General features: G+C 66.0%; 17 protein-coding genes. 11 read left to right on the top strand and 6 right to left on the bottom strand.

Annotation, left to right across the window (positions count from 1 at the left end; genetic code table 11):
- The first annotated feature begins 63 nt into the window (after positions 1-63).
- The 5 genes from L8F97_RS03275 to L8F97_RS03255 all read left to right on the top strand — a co-directional run bounded on the left by L8F97_RS03275 (position 64) and on the right by L8F97_RS03255 (position 5869).
- The gene (locus L8F97_RS03275; protein ID WP_242146548.1) at positions 64-897 is read left to right on the top strand and encodes a 4-(cytidine 5'-diphospho)-2-C-methyl-D-erythritol kinase; all 834 of its coding nucleotides are present in this window, start codon (positions 64-66) and stop codon (positions 895-897) included.
- A gap of 266 nt (positions 898-1163) precedes the next feature.
- Complete coding sequence (gene ilvD, locus L8F97_RS03270) at positions 1164-2885, top strand: dihydroxy-acid dehydratase (RefSeq protein WP_242146547.1); 1722 nt, start codon at positions 1164-1166, stop codon at positions 2883-2885.
- Complete coding sequence (locus tag L8F97_RS03265; protein WP_242146546.1) at positions 2872-3270, top strand: hypothetical protein; 399 nt, start codon at positions 2872-2874, stop codon at positions 3268-3270. The genes ilvD and L8F97_RS03265 overlap by 14 nt, the downstream gene beginning before the upstream one ends.
- Positions 3267-4688, top strand: a complete 1422-nt coding sequence (locus L8F97_RS03260; RefSeq protein ID WP_242146545.1) for an NAD(P)H-hydrate dehydratase — start codon at positions 3267-3269, stop codon at positions 4686-4688. Before L8F97_RS03265 ends, L8F97_RS03260 begins: the two co-directional genes overlap by 4 nt.
- Entirely contained in the window at positions 4685-5869 is a 1185-nt protein-coding gene (locus L8F97_RS03255) for a class I SAM-dependent RNA methyltransferase (RefSeq protein ID WP_242146544.1), read from the top strand. Before L8F97_RS03260 ends, L8F97_RS03255 begins: the two co-directional genes overlap by 4 nt.
- Positions 5870-5878: 9 nt before the next feature.
- Here L8F97_RS03255 and truA read toward each other — a convergent pair whose 3' ends face one another.
- The gene (truA, locus tag L8F97_RS03250) at positions 5879-6619 is read right to left on the bottom strand and encodes a tRNA pseudouridine(38-40) synthase TruA (protein WP_242146543.1); all 741 of its coding nucleotides are present in this window, start codon (positions 6617-6619) and stop codon (positions 5879-5881) included.
- Positions 6616-7518, bottom strand: coding sequence for a methionyl-tRNA formyltransferase (gene fmt / locus L8F97_RS03245; protein ID WP_242146542.1), 903 nt, complete (start codon positions 7516-7518; stop codon positions 6616-6618). Before fmt ends, truA begins: the two co-directional genes overlap by 4 nt.
- A 55-nt stretch (positions 7519-7573) precedes the next feature.
- Here fmt and recR point away from each other — a divergent pair, with 55 nt between their 5' ends.
- The 3 genes from recR (at position 7574) to rmuC (ending at position 10410) form a co-directional block, all read left to right on the top strand.
- Positions 7574-8170 (top strand): recombination mediator RecR, encoded by a 597-nt coding sequence (gene recR, locus L8F97_RS03240; protein WP_242146541.1) that lies wholly within the window; start codon positions 7574-7576, stop codon positions 8168-8170.
- Positions 8171-8214: 44 nt separating this feature from the next.
- Positions 8215-8754 (top strand): peptide deformylase, encoded by a 540-nt coding sequence (gene def / locus L8F97_RS03235; protein ID WP_242146540.1) that lies wholly within the window; start codon positions 8215-8217, stop codon positions 8752-8754.
- A 114-nt stretch (positions 8755-8868) separates the two neighbouring features.
- On the top strand, positions 8869-10410 hold the full coding sequence (gene rmuC, locus L8F97_RS03230; protein WP_242147138.1) for a DNA recombination protein RmuC: 1542 nt from the start codon (positions 8869-8871) through the stop codon (positions 10408-10410).
- A 3-nt stretch (positions 10411-10413) separates the two neighbouring features.
- Here the strand turns inward: rmuC and L8F97_RS03225 are convergent, their stop codons facing one another.
- Genes L8F97_RS03225 through L8F97_RS03215 form a run of 3 tightly spaced genes read right to left on the bottom strand, consistent with a single transcriptional unit; the run spans position 10414 to position 14745 of the window.
- Positions 10414-10944: a hypothetical protein gene (locus L8F97_RS03225; RefSeq protein ID WP_242146539.1), complete on the bottom strand. Its 531-nt coding sequence runs from the start codon at positions 10942-10944 to the stop codon at positions 10414-10416.
- A gap of 38 nt (positions 10945-10982) precedes the next feature.
- A complete protein-coding gene (gene mfd, locus L8F97_RS03220) occupies positions 10983-14435 on the bottom strand; it encodes a transcription-repair coupling factor (RefSeq protein WP_242146538.1) in 3453 nt (1150 codons plus the stop codon).
- A gap of 43 nt (positions 14436-14478) precedes the next feature.
- Entirely contained in the window at positions 14479-14745 is a 267-nt protein-coding gene (locus L8F97_RS03215; protein ID WP_242146537.1) for a succinate dehydrogenase assembly factor 2, read from the bottom strand.
- 75 nt (positions 14746-14820) lie between these two features.
- Here L8F97_RS03215 and recG point away from each other — a divergent pair, with 75 nt between their 5' ends.
- The 3 genes from recG (at position 14821) to dapA (ending at position 18214) form a co-directional block, all read left to right on the top strand.
- On the top strand, positions 14821-16878 hold the full coding sequence (gene recG / locus L8F97_RS03210; protein WP_242146536.1) for an ATP-dependent DNA helicase RecG: 2058 nt from the start codon (positions 14821-14823) through the stop codon (positions 16876-16878).
- 129 nt (positions 16879-17007) lie between these two features.
- Positions 17008-17286, top strand: a complete 279-nt coding sequence (locus L8F97_RS03205) for an acylphosphatase (protein WP_242146535.1) — start codon at positions 17008-17010, stop codon at positions 17284-17286.
- Between the two features lie 43 nt (positions 17287-17329).
- Positions 17330-18214: a 4-hydroxy-tetrahydrodipicolinate synthase gene (gene dapA, locus L8F97_RS03200; protein WP_242146534.1), complete on the top strand. Its 885-nt coding sequence runs from the start codon at positions 17330-17332 to the stop codon at positions 18212-18214.
- Between the two features lie 3 nt (positions 18215-18217).
- Here dapA and L8F97_RS03195 read toward each other — a convergent pair whose 3' ends face one another.
- A complete protein-coding gene (locus L8F97_RS03195; protein WP_242146533.1) occupies positions 18218-18568 on the bottom strand; it encodes a hypothetical protein in 351 nt (116 codons plus the stop codon).
- Positions 18569-18596 lie beyond the last annotated feature (28 nt).

Genomic DNA, 18596 nt, shown 5'->3' with positions numbered 1-18596 from the left:
GCGGTGGCCAGCGGAGTGATGCACCGCCGCGCCGCCACCTATAAGCCGAGTAAACACCACGCAATGACCCAGACGATCACCGAACGCGCGCCCGCCAAAATCAATCTCGCGCTACATGTCCGCGCGCGGCGGCCGGACGGGTACCACGCGCTCGAAACGCTGTTTGCCTTTCTCGAAGACGGCGACGAACTGCACTTCACCCCCGGCGCGGCGAGCTTCACGATCAAAGGTCCCTTCGCGGCGGCGTTGTCCGGTGAAGGCGACAACCTCGTCCTGCGTGCGGCGCGCGGCTTTGCGGCGACATTCGGTGTCGCGGTCGAAGGCGCTTGGCTGCTGGAGAAGAACCTTCCTGTCGCCTCGGGGATCGGCGGCGGTTCGGCGGATGCCGCTGCGGCACTGCGCATTCTCGCACGGCGGCATGACGTCGCACGGAACGACCCGCGCCTGTTCGCGGTGGCCGATGCGCTGGGCTCGGATGTGCCGGCGTGCCTGCTTGGTGAGCCCGCGCTCGGCACTGGCCGGGGTGAACAACTCGATCCCCTCGGTCGGTTGGACGGGGTACCGGTGCTGCTGGTGAACCCTGGCGTCGCGGTGTCGACCGGCCCGGTGTTCAAGGCGTGGGACGGCGTAGACCATGGCGGGATCATGACAGGCGCAGCGCTCGATCGAGCGTTGGCCGGTCGCAACGATCTGGAAGCACCGGCCCGCACGATCGCTCCGGCGATCGGTGAAGTTATCGACCTGTTGCGAAGCACCGCGCCAACGCTCGCCCGCATGTCCGGCTCCGGCGCGACGTGCTTCGCTTTGTACGCGCGCGATGATCAATGCGCGGCAGCCGCCGATCGGGTTCGCGCGGCCCAACCCGGTTGGTGGTGTCTCGAATCGCGACTGTCGTGACACTTTGCCGTCTCAAAATGATACGTAGCCTGCTGGCTGCCGCATGTTGCCGGCGGAAAACGCACTTGGCACCCAACGTGCAACCCGGTCGCTGAACGGGTCCGCCGCCCAGCGCGCCGCGCCCGCCGATGGTCCTCGGCCGATCCGAGCGCCATTTCGGTCGGAGGCGGCGGAAGCGATTCTGCCGCCTCTTCCGGCGCTTCATAAGGATCAGATGCGCAACAGACTTGCGTCCAAAGCGCGTTTCGCGACATAGGACGCGCATTATGAGCAATGTTTTCGACAAATCCCGTCTGCCGAGTCGCCATGTCTCGGTCGGTCCCGAGCGCGCGCCGCACCGCAGCTATTACTATGCGATGGGCATTCCGGAGGAGGATATCGCCAAGCCGTTCGTTGCCTTGGCGAGTGCTGGCAACAACTCCGCACCATGCAACACCACGCTCGATGGTCAGGCGGATGCCGCGCAGCGCGGTGTCATTGCGGGCGGCGGCCTGCCGCGCCGGTTCAATACCATCACCGTCACCGATGGCATCGCGATGGGACATCAGGGGATGAAGTCCTCGTTGGTCAGCCGCGAAGTGATCGCCGACTCGGTCGAACTGTCGGTGCGCGGCCATTGCTATGACGCGCTGGTTGGGTTCGCCGGGTGCGATAAGTCGCTGCCCGGCATGATGATGGCGATGCTGCGCCTCAATGTCCCGTCGATCTTCGTCTACGGCGGGTCGATCCTACCCGGCCGCTTCCACGATCGCGACGTCACTGTCGTCGATGTGTTCGAGGCGGTCGGCAAATACGCCGCCGGCGCGTGTCCGCTGTCGGAGGTGCATGAGCTCGAAAAGGTCGCCTGTCCCGGTCACGGCGCTTGCGGCGGGCAATTCACCGCCAATACGATGGCCTGCGTGGGCGAAGCGATCGGTTTGTCGTTGCCGAACAGCAACATGGTGCCTGCACCCTACACCACGCGTGAACAGATCGCGGTCGCTGCCGGCGCGCAGGTGATGGAACTGATCGCCCGCAATCTGCGTCCTCGCGACATCTGCACGCGCGAGGCGTTCATCAACGCCGCTCGCGTGGTGGCGGCTACGGGCGGATCGACCAATGCTGCGCTGCATCTGCCTGCGATGGCCAATGAAGCGGGTATCGACTTTGATCTCTTCGATGTGGCCGAAGCTTTCAAATTAACACCTTACATAGCCGACCTTAAACCCGGTGGTAAGTACGTCGCCAAGGATATGTACGAGGCCGGGGGCGTCTACATGCTGATGAAGACGATGCTCGGCGGCGGCTTTCTGGACGGCAACTGCATAACCGTGACCGGCAAGACGCTTGGCGAGAACATTGACGAGGTGACGTGGAACCCCGACCAGAAGGTGATCTACGACATCGCCACCCCGATCACCGCGACTGGCGGTGTGGTCGGCCTGCGCGGCAGCCTCGCGCCTGACGGGGCGATCGTGAAGGTCGCGGGTATGCACCGGCTCGTTTTCGAGGGGCCGGCGCGCTGCTTCGATCGTGAGGAGGATGCCTTTGCCGCCGTCGAAGCGCGCGCGATCAACGAGGGCGAAGTCATCGTCATCCGCTACGAAGGGCCAAAGGGTGGCCCCGGCATGCGCGAGATGCTCTCTACCACTGCCGCGCTATATGGGCTTGGCATGGGTGAGAAGGTCGCGCTGATCACCGACGGACGTTTCTCAGGGGGCACGCGTGGTTTCTGCATCGGCCATGTTGGACCGGAAGCGGCCGAGGGCGGCCCGATCGCGCTGGTCGAAGATGGCGACGCGATTCGGATCGACGCGGAGGTGGGCACGATCGACCTGCTCGTCGCCGACGATGTGCTCGCCGCGCGTAAGACGGCGTGGGTCGCGCGCACCAATGATTATCAGGCGGGAGTGTTGTGGCGCTATGCGCGGAACGTCGGTCCCGCTTATAGGGGCGCGGTCACGCACCCTGGGGCAAAGGCCGAAACGCATGTCTATGCGGATATCTAGCGTATTGTTGCTGGCGGTGGCGCTTGCGGCATGCGGCGAACGGAACACTGATAACGAGACACTCGCCAAGGTCGAGGCGCAGCAACGTGCCGCGGCAGACGACGACGGGATGATCGAATGTGCCGTCAAAGGCGTGGGCGCGTTCACGCGCTCTTGCACGGTTGATCGAGCGGAAAGCGACCAAGGGCTGGTGCTGACGCTCCGGAACAAGGATGGTGCATTCCATCGTTTGCTGGTGACCAAGGACGGGCGCGGCGTCATCGCTGCTGATGGCGCGGAGAAGGCGGTGGTGACGGTGCTCGACGCGGGCCGGATCCAGGTCGCACTGGCCGGCGATCGTTACCGGTTGCCGGCGACGGTGAAGGGTGTGGCCAAGCCATCATGATCCGACCCGAAGGCCAGCCGATCCTCACCGCCGCCGCGATGCGGGCGGCGGAAGAGCGCGCAATTGCAGCGGGTTCCAGCGTGGCTGAGTTGATGGAGCGCGCCGGCGCCGGCGTTGCGGAGGCGGTGCGCCGGCTTGCCGCGGGCGCACCCGTGCTGGTGCTCTGCGGTCCCGGCAACAATGGCGGCGACGGCTATGTCGCGGCGCGGATCTTAAAGGCAGGCGGCGCAGACGTGCGCGTCGCCGCGCTTGCCGTCCCGAAGACCGAAGCCGCGTCGGCGGCCCGCGCGCGCTGGGACGGCCCGATCGAACGGTTCGACGATTGTGAGCCGGCGCCGATCCTTGTCGACGCGCTGTTCGGCACCGGATCGCGACCACTTGACCCGGTGGTCGGCGACCGGCTTGCTGTGCTGGTGGGCGCCGCGCGCTTTTCTGTCGCTGTCGATTTGCCAAGTGGCATCGATGGCGATCAAGGTGCTGATGCGCGTGCGCTCGACCTGATCAGCTACGACCTGACGCTCGCTCTGGGAGCACTGAAACCAGCGCATGTGCTTGAGCCGACAGCCGAACATTGCGGCTCGGTGCGGGTCGTCGAGATTGGTCTCGATCTGCAACTGGATCGGGAGGCGAGCCCTGACTGGACGATCTCGCGCCCCTGGGTCGCGCCGCCGTATCGCTTTGACCATAAATACTCTCGTGGACTGGTGATCGTGCTTGGCGGTGCGATGCCGGGCGCGGCGGCGCTCGCGTCGGGAGCGGCGATGCACGCCGGCGCGGGATACGTGATGCTGTTCACCGATGAAGCCACAGGCGGAGCGCCGCATGCGCTGGTGCGGCGCTCCTGGTCTGCGCAGGCGTTGGTCGAGACGCTGGATGGAAAGCGACCGGACAAGACCGCGATCGTGGTCGGACCGGGGCTGGGTAGGGATGACGCCGCGAGCGCCAAGCTGGAGGCGGCGCTTGGCGGCACGCATAAGCTGTTGATCGACGGTGACGCCTTGCATCTGCTCGACGAATCGGCGTTCACGCGCATCAAGGCGCGGAGCGGGATGGTGGTGCTGACCCCGCATGCGGGCGAGTTCAAGGCGCTGTTCGGCAACTTCACCGGAAGCAAGATGGAAGCGGCACGCAACGCCGCGGCACGTTCCGGAGCGGTGGTGGTGTTCAAGGGCCCTGATACGGTGGTCGCATATCCGGACGGGCGCACCCGCGTCGCGCTTGGCGCAAGCGCGTGGTTGTCGACTGCCGGAACCGGCGACGTGCTGGCCGGTACGATCGCGACGATGCTCGTTGCGGATACGCCCGCGCCGGCCGAGGCGGGCGTTTGGATGCACGGCGAAGCGGCGCGACGGCTTGGCGGAGCGTTCATCGCCGACGATCTCGCGCGCGAACTGGCAGCGGTGCGGGCGGCGTTATGACGGACACAATCGTGCGCGTTGCGGCACGAGGCGACGGCGTGACCTCGAACGGTCGTCATGCCGCGTTCGCCGCGCCGGGTGACACGCTGACCGAGACGGGTGAGGTCATTCCCGGCCCGCATCATCAGGTGCCGCCGTGCCGGCATTTCCCGGCTTGTGGCGGGTGCCAGCTCCAGCATCTCGACGACGCGGCGTACGCGCGCTTCCTGATCGATCGCATCGCCGGAGCGCTGGCGGCGCAGGGGCTGGAGGCGCCGATCCGCACACCGGTGTTGTCGCCGCCGCGTAGCCGTCGCCGCGCCGCTCTCCAGGCGGAGATGCGCGAAGGGCGCGTATGGATCGGCTTCAGCGAAAATGCCAGCCATGCCATCGTCGACCTGCTCGAATGTCATGTGTTGACTCCGAAATTGTTCGCGATCTTAGCACCTTTACGCAAACTGCTCGCAGCATGGCTTAAGAAGGGGCGGCGTGCTCGCCTGCACCTGACCGAGGCGGATCAGGGTGTGGATCTGTTGATCGAAAGTGTCGAAGCAGAAGGCCTTTCAGCGGCCGAGGCGATCACCGCCTTTGCGCAGGCGAATGGTGTGGCGCGGCTTTCGATCGACTCCGGTCTCGGCCCGGAAACGCGCTGGGAGCCGGAGCCGGTGACCATCACGCTCGGTGGCGTGCCGGTGCCGATGCCACCCGCTGCGTTTCTGCAAGCGACCCGCGAAGGCGAGGATGCGCTGGTGACAGCGGTACGGGAGGGGGCGGGTGCGGCACGGACGACTGCAGATCTGTTCGCGGGCCTGGGTACCTTTGCGCTGTCGCTATCCGGGAAAGTCTATGCCGGCGAGGCGGCGCGCGATGCGGTCCTCTCGCTCAAGGCGGCTGCCGCGCGCACCGGTCGCGCCGTATTCGCCGAACACCGCGACCTGTTCCGCCGCCCGCTCACCAGCGGCGAGTGCGATCGGTTTGACTGCGTGGTGCTCGATCCGCCGCGTGCGGGCGCGCACGAACAGTCGCTGCAACTGGCGCAATCGAAGGTGCCGGTGATTGTGTATGTTTCGTGCAATCCGAGCAGCTTCGCACGGGATGCCGAGCTTTTGTGTAAAGCGGGATACCGGATCGATTGGGTGCAGCCGGTCGGACAATTTCGCTGGTCCACACATGTCGAGTTGGTGGCGCGGCTCAGTCGCTGATCGGGACGGTCAGGGGTAGTCAGCGCGCAGGAAGTACAGACCGTCCGGCGGCGCGTTGAAGCCGAGCGCGGTTCGATCCCGCGCCTGCAACGCATCACGTAGATCGTCCGGCGTCCACTTGCCCTGGCCGACCAGCGCGAGACACCCCACCATCGAGCGGACCTGATGGTGCAGGAACGACCGTGCCGAGGCCGAGACGACGATGCGATCGCCGCTGGCGTTCACCTCCAGCCGGTCGAGCGTGCGTATCGGGCTGTCCGCCTGACAGTGCGCAGAGCGGAAGGTGGTGAAATCGTGCCGGCCGACCAGTTGCCGCGCGCCCTCCGCCATCGCCGCCACATCGAGCGGTTGGGGCATGCGCCACGCCAGTCCGCTCTCGAACGTCAGCGGAGCGCGCCGGGTGACGATGCGATACGCGTAATGCCGCGCGATGCAGGAGAAGCGCGCATGCCAGTCGTCCGCCACCGCATCGCACGTGAGGATCGCGACCGGGTGCGGCCGTAGTTTTGCATTAAGGGCTTCCATCAGGCGAAACGGGGCGATGTCGCGCTCGATTTCGACGTGCGCACGCATACCGGTGGCGTGGACCCCGGCATCCGTCCGCCCGGCCGCCTGCACGCTGACCGTCTCGCCGGTGATTGCGTGTGCGGCGGTTTCAATCGCCTCCTGCACGCTTGGCCCGTGCGTCTGGCGCTGCCATCCCATGAACGGCCGGCCGTCATATTCGACCGTCAGCGCGAACCGGGTCACAGGCGGGTGCCGGGCGAAATCGGGAAGCCGCGCAGCAGGTCGCCTGCCGTCATGACGCCGCGACCGGCGCGCTGGAGCAAGGTCGGCCGCAACGCGCCGCTTCCGCACGCGATAGTGAGGTGGTCGTCCAGAACCATGCCGGCCTCACCCGAGGCGCGGATCGGATCGGCGGCGAGAAGTTTCACACGTTCGCTCGCGAGCTCGAAGAACGCGCCCGGCACGGGGTTGAACGCGCGCACCTGCCGCTCGACCTGTTCGGCGGATTGCGACCAGTCGATCCGCGCCTCAGCCTTGTCGATCTTTGTGGCATAGGTGATGCCGTCCTCCGGTTGCGGGACCGCCGGGTGTCCGTCGTAATCTCCGAGTACCGTCACCATCAGCCGCGCACCCATGGCACCCAATTCGTCGGTAAGTGCGCCAGCGGTCTTGCCGTCGATCGGTGTACGTCCTTCCAGCCGCACCGGGCCGGTATCGAGCCCAGCCTCCATCTGCATGATGCCGACGCCCGTTTCGAGATCCCCGGCAAGGATCGCGCGTTGGATCGGCGCCGCCCCCCGCCAGCGTGGCAGCAGGGATGCATGGACATTGAGACAGCCCAGACGTGGCGCATCCAGCACCGCGCGCGGCAGGATCAGGCCGTAAGCGGCCACCACCGCGACGTCCGCGTCCAGTGCTGCGAACGCAGCCTGCACCTCCGCATCGCGCAGCGAGACCGGCGTACGCACATCAATTCCCATCGCCTCTGCCGCTAGGGCGACCGGCGTAGGGGAAAGCGCCTTGCCGCGACCGGCCCGGCGCGGCGGCTGGCTGTAGGTGGCGACGATGTTGTGACCCGCTTCCACCAGCGCGCGCAGCACCGGCACCGAGAATTCGGGCGTTCCCATGAAAATGATCCGCATGGGCGATGCTCTGGCCGCTTGTCGGGGGGCACTGCAACCCCCTATCTGTTCCGCAATGGCCTCTCCTGAAATCGACGCGCTCACGCAGGCGCTTTCCCGTCTGCCGGGGCTTGGCCCCCGCTCGGCGCGGCGCGCGGTGCTGCATTTGCTCAAAAAACGCGAGGGCGCGCTCGGTCCGTTGCTTGCTGCCTTGACGGCGGTGGAAGCGCGGCTGACCGATTGCCACCTGTGCGGCAACGTGGATACGACCGATCCGTGTGCAATCTGCATCGATCCACGCCGCGATCCGCGCGCGCTGTGCGTCGTGGAGGAAGTGGCGGACCTTTGGGCGCTGGACCGTTCGCGGCTGTTTCCGGGGCGTTTCCATGTGCTCGGCGGGCGGCTGTCGGCGCTCGAGGGCGTGCGGCCGGAGGACCTAAGTATCGACGCGCTCGTCCGCAGGATCGAGTCCGGTAGCATCGATGAGGTGGTGCTGGCGATGAACGCTACGCTGGAGGGGCAGACCACCGCGCACTACATAGCCGAGCGGATCGAGCGTTTCCCCGTGCGGGTCACGCAGCTTGCTCATGGCCTGCCGGTGGGTGGGGAACTCGACTATCTCGACGAGGGTACGCTCGCGCAGGCGCTGCGCGCGCGGCGGCCGGTGGCGTAACCACCCGGCTTGACGAACGCGCGGGCGGTTCCTAGCTGCCCCGTATGGCCATTATGGAAATCCTCGAGGTTCCGGATCCTCGTCTGAAGAAGATCGCAAAGCCCGTCGACACGATCGACGACGGGGTGCGCAAAATCGTGTCCGACATGTTCGACACGATGTATGATGCGCGCGGCATCGGGCTTGCCTCGATCCAAGTCGGTATCGAGCAGGCCATCGTGGTGATTGACCTTCAGGATGACGAGCCGCCCCTCGAAGAAGGCGGTGAGCCGCGCCCCGCACGCCAGCCGCACGTTTTTATCAATCCTGAAATCGTGTGGCAGAGCGAGGATCTCAACACCTATACCGAAGGCTGCCTGTCGATCCCGGAGAATTACGCGGATGTCGAGCGGCCGGCGCGCTGCGGGCTGAAGTGGCTTGACCTCGACAGCGTCGCGCACGAAAAGGAGTTCGACGGCTTGATGTCGACTTGTGTCCAGCATGAGCTGGATCATCTCGCCGGCATCGTTTTCCTCGATCACATATCGCGGCTGAAGCGCGACATGATCCTCAAGAAGCTCGCCAAGGCGCGTAAGGCCGCCTGATCGCGCGCGCGTTGCTTGACTGCATGACCAACGGTCCGTCGCAGCGCGGTTGATCGCCGCGCGGCGTCGCAGTAGGTTCGCCGTTCGTTCCGGGGGAGCAAGCGGTTGGATTTGATGTTCGGTATGGTCGTGATTTTCGCGCTGTTGATCGGCGTCGGTCTGGGCTGGTGGGTCGGGCAGCGCGGTCTCGCGGCGATGCAGGCCGAGCGCGACACGCGCGAGGCCGATTTCAAACGCGCCATCGTCGATCTCGCCGGTGCGGAGGAGCGCGCGCGCGCGGCCTTTGGGTTGCGTGAGGAACTTGCCGAGGTCCGCGCTGACCTGTCGGAAATTCGCGAAGATCGCGATCGCGCGCGGCTGGAGAACACCGCACTTAAGACGCATGCCGCGTCGTTCGAACATCGTTTGTCCGAGCGCATCGCGGAGGAAGAAACCCGTCTAAAGATGGCGACCGATGCGCATGACGCGCGTGAGCGCGCACTGCGCGAGGCGTTCCAGGCGCGCGAGCAGACCAGCACTGAAACGTACGAAGCGCGAATCGCCGGGCTGCTCCACGCCAAGGATTTGCTTGCGACGCAGTTCGCCGAAGTCTCGAACAGGCTGCTGGTCGAGGCGCAGGAAAACTTCCTCAAGCGCGCCGACGAACGCTTCCGCCAGTCCGAGGAGACGGCAGGGCAAAACCTCAAATCGATGCTCCAGCCGGTCAGTGATCGCCTGCTGCGGTATGAAGAAACGGTCGGCAAGATCGAGGCGGAGCGGGTCAGCGCGTTCGATCAGTTGAAGGGCCAGCTCGAAGGCTTGCGCGTCGGCCAGGAGAAGGTGTCGAGCGAGGCCGCCAAGCTGGTCAATTCGTTACGCAACGCGCCGAAATCACGCGGTCGCTGGGGTGAGCAGCAACTGAAGAACGTGTTGGAAACCTGCGGCTTGTCCGAACATACCGACTTCCAGACCGAAGTCAGCATCTCCGGCGGTGACGAGGGCGGGCGGCTGCGGCCCGACGCGATCGTCAAGGTGCCGGGCGGGCGCAGTCTGGTGATCGACGCCAAGGTGTCGCTCAATGCCTATCAGGACGCGTTCGGCGCGGTCGATGAGTCGGAGCGGAAGGTCGGGCTTGCCGCGCATGCCGCGTCTATGCGTGCGCACGTCAACGGGCTTGGTAACAAGGCGTATTGGAACCAGTTCGCCGATGCGCCCGATTACGTCATCATGTTCGTGCCGGGCGAACATTTCCTCACCGCCGCGCTCGAATATGATCCGAGCCTGTGGGACTTTGCGTTTGAAAAGCGCGTGCTGCTTGCCACACCGACCAACCTGATTGCGATCGCGCGTACGGTCGATGCGGTATGGCGGCAGGAGAAGATGGCGAAGCAGGCGCACGAGATCGGCGCGCTCGGCAAGGAATTGTACGAGCGGCTCGCCAAGGCGGCGGGCGATCTGCGCAAGGTCGGCGGTGGGCTGACCTCGGCGGTCAACAACTACAACACCTTCGTCAGCAGTTTCGAAAGCCGTGCGCTGGTGACGGCGCGGAAGTTCCGCGATCTCAACATCGATACCGGCGCGAAGGAGATCGACGAGGTTCAACCGGTCGAGGCGCTGGCGCGGTATGGCGATGCCACACCCGCGCTGGCCGCGCCGGTTGAGGAACCTGCGGAATAAGGCTCAGCCGATCTGCCGGCCGATGAAGGCGCCGGCGAAATGCCAGGTCAGTTCGGTGGCGAGTTCGCGGTCCTGATCGGAAACGAGATCGTCAGGCCACGGTACCGCCACCAGCAGCGGGCGCTGGTCGAGCGTCGGGATCATCGCAAAGGGGGTGGCGGCCGGGTCGTCATCGTGGACGCTTGCGGTCGCCTCGCGGATCGAATCGGCAAACATTGTGAGGACTTGCGTTTCCGTCGCTGCCGATACGCCGCATACCACCGCCGCTGATGATGCCGGCCGATCGCGACTGTAGACGAGCAGCAGGGCGGCGCCCGCCGTCGAGGTGCATTTCACCCGGATATGGCTCAGCGGGCCCTGCAGATTGACGTCGAACACGACACCGTGCCGGTCGATCAGCCCGCGCCATACGTCGAGCCATTCGCTCGAGAGATTGGCGATCGCCATCTCGCCGATACCAACCAGACTGCCATCAACCTCGAACGCCGCGACCGCGAAGCCGGGCGCCTGATCCTGTTCCGTTTCGTCTTGCATTATCGTCCCCTACGTCCCTCTGACATCCGGGGCGGGTGTCACCCCGCCGCCTTCGCCAGCCCCTTCGCCAGTTGCAGTGCGCCGTTGAGTCGCGCCTTCGGGTCACCCCAGGCGCGCGTCACCACCAGCTTGCTGTCGGGACGCAGTTTTGCCACATCGCCGATGCGCTTCAGCCAGGCGAGCAGTCCGTCCACGTTGGGTGGCTTGTCGTCGTGGAACGATACCAACGCGCCGCGCGGGCCGACGTCGATCTTGGCGACGCGAGCTTTTTTGGCGTGAAGCTTGATCTCGATAATGCGGATCAGGTTCTCGGTCGGGTCGGGCAGCGGCCCGAACCGGTCGATCAACTCGGCGGCGAAGGCGTCGACCTCGATCGCATCCTCGAGATCGTTGAGGCGGCGGTACAGCCCCATCCGCAGGTCGAGATCGGGCACGTAATCCTCTGGGATGAGGATCGGCGCATCGACGGTGATCTGCGGCGAGAAGTCCTTCGGGCGGATGCGCATGCCGCCGGCCTTCGCCTCCATGATCGCCTCCTCCAGCATTGACTGGTAGAGTTCGTAGCCGACCTCCTTGATATGCCCGGACTGTTCGTCGCCAAGCAGGTTGCCGGCACCACGAATGTCGAGATCGTGCGCGGCAAGCTGGAACCCGGCGCCGAGGCTGTCGAGATCGGACAGCACCTTCAGCCGCTTCTCGGCCGTCTCCGTGAGTTTCCGGTCGGCGGGCGTGGTCATATACGCATAGGCGCGAGTCTTCGATCGCCCGACCCGGCCGCGCAACTGGTAAAGCTGCGCGAGGCCGAAGCGATCGGCGCGATGCAGGATCATCGTGTTGGCGCTTGGGATATCGAGACCGCTCTCGACGATCGTGGTGGACACCAGCACCTCGAACTTCTTGTCGTAGAACGCCGACATGCGCTCCTCGACCTCGGTCGGGGACATCTGGCCGTGCGCGACAACGTAGCGGATCTCCGGCACGCCTTCGGTCAGGAATTTTTCGATGTCCGGCAGATCGGCGATGCGCGGGGTGACGACGAAGCTCTGCCCGCCACGGTAATGTTCGCGCAGTAACGCCTCGCGCAGCACCACCGGGTCCCACGGCATGACATAGGTGCGCACCGCCAGGCGATCGACCGGCGGAGTCTGGATCACCGACAGTTCGCGTAAGCCCGACATCGCCATCTGCAACGTGCGCGGGATCGGCGTGGCGGTGAGGGTGAGGACGTGGACGTCGGACTTGAGCGCCTTCAGCCGCTCCTTGTGGGTCACGCCGAAGCGCTGCTCCTCATCGACGATGACGAGGCCGAGCCGCTTGAAGTCGATGCCCTTGGCGAGGATCGCGTGGGTGCCGACCACCACGTCGACAGTGCCGTCGGAAAGGCCAGCCTTGGTCGCCTTGGTCTCGGCGGCGGTAACGAGGCGGGAGAGGCGGCCGACCTTGATCGGGAAACCCTCGAACCGGCTGGCAAAGTTATTAAAATGCTGGCGCGCGAGCAGCGTCGTCGGGCAGACGATCGCAACCTGCTTGCCCGCCATCGCCGCCGCAAACGCGCCACGCAGCGCGACCTCGGTCTTGCCGAAACCGACATCGCCGACGACGAGCCGGTCCATCGGCGTGCCCTTGGCGAGATCCTCCAGCACGTCGCCGATCGCGCGGTCCTGGTCGTCGGTTTCCTCATAGGGAAAGCGGTCGACGAACTCGGTATACCCGCTATCCGCCTCGATCACCTCGGCGGGACGGAGCGCGCGTTCCGCGGCGGTCGCGATCAGCTCGCCAGCAATCTCGCGGATCCGCTCCTTCATCTTCGACTTGCGGCGCTGCCACGCCTCGCCGCCGAGACGATCGAGGCCGGCGCCCTCGCTATCGGAGCCGTATCGTGAGAGGACGTCGATATTTTCGACGGGAACGAACAGTTTGTCGCCGCCTGCGTAGCTCAACGCGACGCAATCGTGCGGGGATTTGCCCACGGGGATCGAGGTCAGCCCCTCGTAGCGACCGATACCATGATCGACATGGACAACGAGATCGCCCGGCGTGAGCATCGCTAGTTCGGCGAGGAACGCGTCGGCGGATTTCTTGCGCTTGGCACGGCGCACCAGCCGGTCGCCAAGCATGTCCTGCTCGGTCAGCAGCGCGATGTCAGGCGTGGTGAAGCCGTGGTCGAGCGGCAGGATGAACAGCGCCACCCCGCTGGCAGACTGGCCGAGCGCCTCCTGCCAGGTGTCGACCTTGGTCGCCGCCTTGAGCCCGTGATCGGCCAGCAACGTCGCCAGCCTCTCACGCGAGCCGGACGAATAGCTGGCGAGGATCGGCTTCTTGCCCGCCTTGCGCAAGCTCGCGACGTGATCGACTACCGCTTCATAAACGTTCGATCCGCTCACCCGGTCCGGCGCGAAGTCGCGCGGGCCGTCGACGCCGAAGTCGAGCACGGTGGCGCTTTCCGGCTCATGGAACGGCGTGACGAGGTGCGCGCGGGCGGCGGCCAACGTCTCGCCGAACTCCTTCTGCATCAGGTACAGCGCGCTCGGCGGCAGTGGGCGGTAGCTGCCCGGGTCCGCGCTCAGCGCCTTGACGCGGTTGGCGTGATAATCATTGATCGCCTCGAAGCGCTGCTCCGCCGCCGGTTCGACGCCGGTATCGCGCACCACCACCGCATCGCCGCCGACATGGTCGAACAGCGTGACCATCTTGTCCTCGAACAGCGGCAGCCAATGCTCCATGCCGGCAAGGCGGCGGCCTTCGCTGATCGCCTGGTACAGCGGATCGCCGGTCGCGGTCGCGCCGAAGCGCTCGCGGTAACGGCTGCGGAAGCGCTTGATGCTCTCCTCGTCGAGCAGCGTCTCGGACGCCGGCAGGAGGGTGAAACCGTCGATCCGACCGGTGGTGCGCTGGTCGGCGGGGTCAAAGGTGCGTACCGATTCGATCTCGTCGCCAAAGAAGTCGAGCCGCAGCGCCGCCTCCGATCCGCTCGGGAACAGATCGACCAGCCCGCCACGCACCGCGAACTCGCCCGAATCCGCGACCGTCTCGACGCGCACATAGCCGTTTGCCTGGAGCAGCACGGCGAGCTTGTCGCGCCCGATCCGCTCGCCCGGCGCGAGCTTTGCGACAAGCTGGCGAATTCGGAACGGCGTCAGCGTGCGCTGCGCCACCGCGTTGGCGGTGGTGACGAGCAGTTGCGGCGCTTTGGGCGTGGCTTGCAGGCGGTGCAGCGTCGCCATGCGCTCCGCCATCACGCGCAGCGTCGGCGAGGCGCGATCATAGGGCAGGCAATCCCACGCCGGGAACATCAGCACCTCGAGATCGGGCGCAAACACCGGCGCGTTTGCCGCCACCGCGCGCATCGCAGCCTCGTCGGGCGCGACATACACCGCCCGGGTAGGTGCGGCACGGGCGAGGTCGGCTAGCAGCCACGGTGCGAAACCGTTCGGCACGCCGGCGAGGGTAAGCGGCGCCTTGGCGGCGAGGATGGTCTTCAGATCGGGCATAGGGTCTTCTGGTTGCACCTTCCACGGGGAAGGGGAGGCGAGGTCAGCGTGCCACCGGCACGTAGTTGAGCAAATGCATCGCCTGCATGATCGATCCGGCATAACGGTCCGGCACCGGCTCCATGCCGATCGCCCAGGCCATGATGTCGACGTCCTGTTCCTCGATCAGTTCCTCGAACAGCGTGATCTCGGCATCGTTCCACGCGTGCCCGCGCGCATCGAAGAAGCCGCCGATCAGCAGGTCGGCTTCCTTGGTGCCACGGTGGTGCGCGCGGAAATGCAGGCGCTTGAGGCGGGTTTCGCGGTCCATGAGACTCCAACGGCGATTGGCCGACGGGCGCTGGCGGTGCGCGTCGGCTGGGGGTAAGGGACGCCTCAAATAGTCATGCGACCCGATATCCTCAATCCATTGTTCGCCGAAGTGACGGCGCTGAAGGGCATCGGCCCCGCACTTGCCAGGCCGCTCGAGCGACTCGGCCTCGCGCGGATCGCCGATGTCGCGTTCCATCTGCCCACCGGCTATGTCGATCGCATCGCCCGCGACGAACTCGACATTGCTGATGCCGGTCGCACGATCGCGATCATGCTCACCGCGCGCGAGGTGCGATCCGGCAACGGGCGCGGGCCGACGCGCGTGCTGGCGAGCGACGCGGCGGGCAACACCGTCAGCCTGCTCTATTTCGGCGGGCATCCCGGCTGGGCTAAGAAGCTGCTGCCGATCGGCGAGCCGCGCCGCGTGTCGGGCAAGCTCGAAACCTATGGGCAGGATCTCCAGATCGTCCATCCGGATTACGTCCTGCCGCTCGACGAGGCTGAGCCGGGTGGGCGCGAGGCGATCTATCCACTGTCCGAGGGGATCACCTCGCGACGGATGGGACAGCTCACCGCGCAGGCGATCGAGCGCGCGCCCGATCTGCCCGAGTGGATCGAACCGGGTCTGCTCGCGCGGAAAGGCTGGCCGGCATGGCGGGAGGCGCTGGCGCGTATCCATGCCGACCCATCGGACGCGGTCGCCCGCACCCGCCTCGCCTATGACGAACTGTTCGCGAATCAGCTTGCGTTGATGCTGGTGCGGCAATCGTCGCGTGCTCGAAAGGGGCGGGCGTTGGCCGGCGACGGGCGGCTGCGCGACATGCTCAAGCTGCCGTACAGCCTCACCGGCGCACAAACGCGAACGGTGGCGGAGATCGAGGGCGATCTCGCACAGGCGCAACCAATGCTCCGCCTGCTGCAAGGTGATGTCGGCGCGGGCAAGACTTTGGTCGCGGCGATGGCGATGCTGGTCGCGGTCGAAGCGCGGGCGCAGGCGGCGTTGCTCGCGCCCACCGAAATCCTCGCCCGCCAGCATTTCGAATCGCTGCGCCGGCTGTTCGCGGGGTTGCCGGTGGAAATCGCGGTGCTGACCGGGCGCGACAAGGGCCGCGCGCGCGAGGCCACGCTGATGGGCCTGGCCGACGGCACCATCAACATCCTGATCGGCACGCACGCAATCTTCCAGCAGGGCGTCACGTACCGCGATCTCGGGCTGGTGGTGGTGGACGAGCAGCACCGCTTCGGCGTGGCGCAGCGCATGATGTTGCAGGCCAAGGCGAACACCGCGCCGCATCTTCTGGCGATGACCGCGACGCCGATCCCGCGCACGCTGACGCTCGCGAATTACGGAGAGATGGACGTCAGCCGGCTCGACGAGATGCCGCCCGGCCGCCAGCCGATCCAGACCACGGTGATCTCGCAGGATCGTCTGGCGGATGTGGTCGAGGCGCTCGGTCGCCACCTCGCCAGCGGCGGGCAGGCGTACTGGGTCTGCCCGCTGGTCGAGGAAAGCGAGAAGAGCGACCTCGCCGCCGCCGAGGATCGCGCCGAGATGCTGCGCGCGCGCTTCGGCGACAGGGTGGGATTGGTCCATGGTCGCATGAAGGGGCCGGACAAGGATGCGGTGATGGCACGCTTCTCCGCCGCTGATCTCGGCGTGCTGGTCGCGACGACGGTGATCGAGGTTGGCGTCGATGTGCCCAACGCCACGCTGATCGTGATCGAACACGCCGATCGCTTCGGCCTCGCCCAGTTGCACCAGTTGCGTGGGCGGGTCGGGCGCGGCACCGGCAAATCGAACTGCCTACTGGTACGCAGCGGCGCGCTTGGCGAGACGGCGCGCGCGCGGCTGGCGTTGATGCGCGAGACCAACGACGGCTTCCGTATCGCCGAGGAAGATTTGCGGCTGCGCGGCGCCGGCGAACTGCTCGGCACTCGGCAATCGGGTGAGGAGGGGTTCCGGCTTGCCACGCCGGAGCTGCTCACCGAGCTGCTGCCGGTCGCCGCGGATGACGCGCGCCTGCTGATCGACCGCGACGGCGGTCTGAGCGGAGCACGCGGAACGGCGTCGCGGCTGGCGCTATATCTGTTCGAACGCGACGCCGGCGTCGCGTTGTTGCGCTCCGGCTGAGCCGCCCAAGCGACCAAGGCGGCGCGCTTTGCGACAAGCCGCACGCGTGGCTATGGCCTTGGCGGCCGCGCGTGCTAGGCGTCGCCGCTCACCCGCGTCGGGCGCGGACCCAAGGGAAGCAAAGTCGCAATGCAAGTCGTTCAGCGTGTTTACGTCAGTGGCAAGGTTCAGAACATCGGGTTCCGTGATTGGGCGGTACGCCGCGCGCGCGATTTCGGTGTGGCGGGCTGGGTCCGCAACCTGCGGGACGGGCGGGTCGAACTGCTGATCGCCGGCGAGGAAGAGGCGGTCGAAGGCATGGTCGAGGCGGTGCGCGAGGGGCCGGAGAAGGCGCGGATCGACAATGTCGAGGCACGCGCGGATCAGGAGCGTGCGCCCAAAGGCTTCACCAAGCGTTTCACCGCCTGATCGGGCTTTCGTTTCACCGGTGGCGCGGGTAGGGGCTGGAGCCATGTTCACAGGCTCGATCCCCGCTCTCGTTACTCCGTTTGTCGAAGACGGCAGCTTTGTCGAAACCGCGTTTCGTGATTTCGTCGAATGGCAGATCACTGAAGGCTCGACCGGTCTGGTGCCGTGCGGCACCACTGGTGAGTCTGCGACGATGGACTTCGAAGAGCATTTCCATGTCGTGAAGGTCTGCGTCGATCAGGCGAGGGGCCGCGTGCCGGTGATCGCCGGCGCCGGCAGCAACGACACGCGCGTCGCGATCCGCAATATCAGGGCCGCGAAGGATGCCGGTGCCGACTGCGCGCTGATGGTGCCGCCTTATTACAATCGCCCGAGTCAGGAGGGGATCTTCCGCCATTTCGCGGCGGTGGTCGAGGCGTGCGATCTGCCCGTGATGCTCTATAATGTGCCCGGTCGCACCGTGACAGACATCATGCCTGAGACAATGGGTCGGCTCGTCCAGGCGTTTCCTGACAACATCGTAGCGGTGAAGGACGCGACCGGCACGCTCACCCGCGTGTCGCAGCAGCGCGCGACGTGCGGGGCCGCGTTTGCGCAGCTTTCCGGCAATGACGAGACCGCGCTCGCCTTCAACGCGATGGGCGGGGTGGGTTGCATCTCGGTTACCGCCAACGTCGCGCCACGGCTATGCGCGCAGTTCCAGGCAGCGATCGACGATGAGGATTACACGGGTGCGCTGGCATTGCAGGATCGCATGTTCGCGCTGCATCTGGCGATGTTCACCGATGCTTCGCCGGGACCGGTGAAATATGCGGTCGGCAAGGTCATCCCCGGTTTTCCGACCGGTTTGCGCCTGCCGATGAATTGGCCGAACGCGGCGGCGCAGGCGGCCGTCGACGTGGCGCTGGCGGCGGCTGGCATTGTCTAGGCGTTAGTTCGCGTCCGGGTCGACGACCTTCTTGGCGATACGCGTTATCACGGTCAACGGATCCCGACCGTTTCCATAGCCATATTCCGCAGCCTCCTTCTTGCTGCATTGCCGCTCACCAACGAACACCCCGCATGGGCCGGCGGGCGTCAGTGCGGCCATGCCTGTCTGCGCACGGCTGTGTGCCGAATCGAGCGATTCGATCTCACGCGGCAAGGGTAACCGGAATTGATTATGAGGGTTTCCACATACGACGATCACGTCCTCCCCGTCGCGCTGCTTTCCACAACGATCCATGGCGCTGAGGTCGGCTGATTTTGAGCTGGTCGCGAGATCGAAGTCGCCGGTGACCATATCGGAATGCGCCATTTGCAGCGTAGCG

The sequence above is a fragment of the Sphingomonas sp. BAUL-RG-20F-R05-02 genome, from assembly GCF_022662305.1.
In the GTDB taxonomy this organism is placed as follows: domain Bacteria; phylum Pseudomonadota; class Alphaproteobacteria; order Sphingomonadales; family Sphingomonadaceae; genus Sphingomonas.
Note: the sequence above shows the minus strand (reverse complement) of the source record. Positions and strands in the feature narration are given on the sequence as shown.

Bases quoted from the DNA above. Each gene is read 5' to 3' on its own strand.
- L8F97_RS03275 (WP_242146548.1), top strand. From the start codon at position 64: ATGACCCAGACGATCACCGAACGCGCGCCCGCCAAAATCAATCTCGCG.
- ilvD (WP_242146547.1), top strand. From the start codon at position 1,164: ATGAGCAATGTTTTCGACAAATCCCGTCTGCCGAGTCGCCATGTCTCG.
- L8F97_RS03265 (WP_242146546.1), top strand. From the start codon at position 2,872: ATGCGGATATCTAGCGTATTGTTGCTGGCGGTGGCGCTTGCGGCATGC.
- L8F97_RS03260 (WP_242146545.1), top strand. From the start codon at position 3,267: ATGATCCGACCCGAAGGCCAGCCGATCCTCACCGCCGCCGCGATGCGG.
- L8F97_RS03255 (WP_242146544.1), top strand. From the start codon at position 4,685: ATGACGGACACAATCGTGCGCGTTGCGGCACGAGGCGACGGCGTGACC.
- fmt (WP_242146542.1), bottom strand. From the start codon at position 7,518: ATGCGGATCATTTTCATGGGAACGCCCGAATTCTCGGTGCCGGTGCTG.
- recR (WP_242146541.1), top strand. From the start codon at position 7,574: ATGGCCTCTCCTGAAATCGACGCGCTCACGCAGGCGCTTTCCCGTCTG.
- def (WP_242146540.1), top strand. From the start codon at position 8,215: ATGGCCATTATGGAAATCCTCGAGGTTCCGGATCCTCGTCTGAAGAAG.
- rmuC (WP_242147138.1), top strand. From the start codon at position 8,869: ATGTTCGGTATGGTCGTGATTTTCGCGCTGTTGATCGGCGTCGGTCTG.
- L8F97_RS03225 (WP_242146539.1), bottom strand. From the start codon at position 10,944: ATGCAAGACGAAACGGAACAGGATCAGGCGCCCGGCTTCGCGGTCGCG.
- mfd (WP_242146538.1), bottom strand. From the start codon at position 14,435: ATGCCCGATCTGAAGACCATCCTCGCCGCCAAGGCGCCGCTTACCCTC.
- L8F97_RS03215 (WP_242146537.1), bottom strand. From the start codon at position 14,745: ATGGACCGCGAAACCCGCCTCAAGCGCCTGCATTTCCGCGCGCACCAC.
- recG (WP_242146536.1), top strand. From the start codon at position 14,821: ATGCGACCCGATATCCTCAATCCATTGTTCGCCGAAGTGACGGCGCTG.
- L8F97_RS03205 (WP_242146535.1), top strand. From the start codon at position 17,008: ATGCAAGTCGTTCAGCGTGTTTACGTCAGTGGCAAGGTTCAGAACATC.
- dapA (WP_242146534.1), top strand. From the start codon at position 17,330: ATGTTCACAGGCTCGATCCCCGCTCTCGTTACTCCGTTTGTCGAAGAC.
- L8F97_RS03195 (WP_242146533.1), bottom strand. From the start codon at position 18,568: ATGGTCACCGGCGACTTCGATCTCGCGACCAGCTCAAAATCAGCCGAC.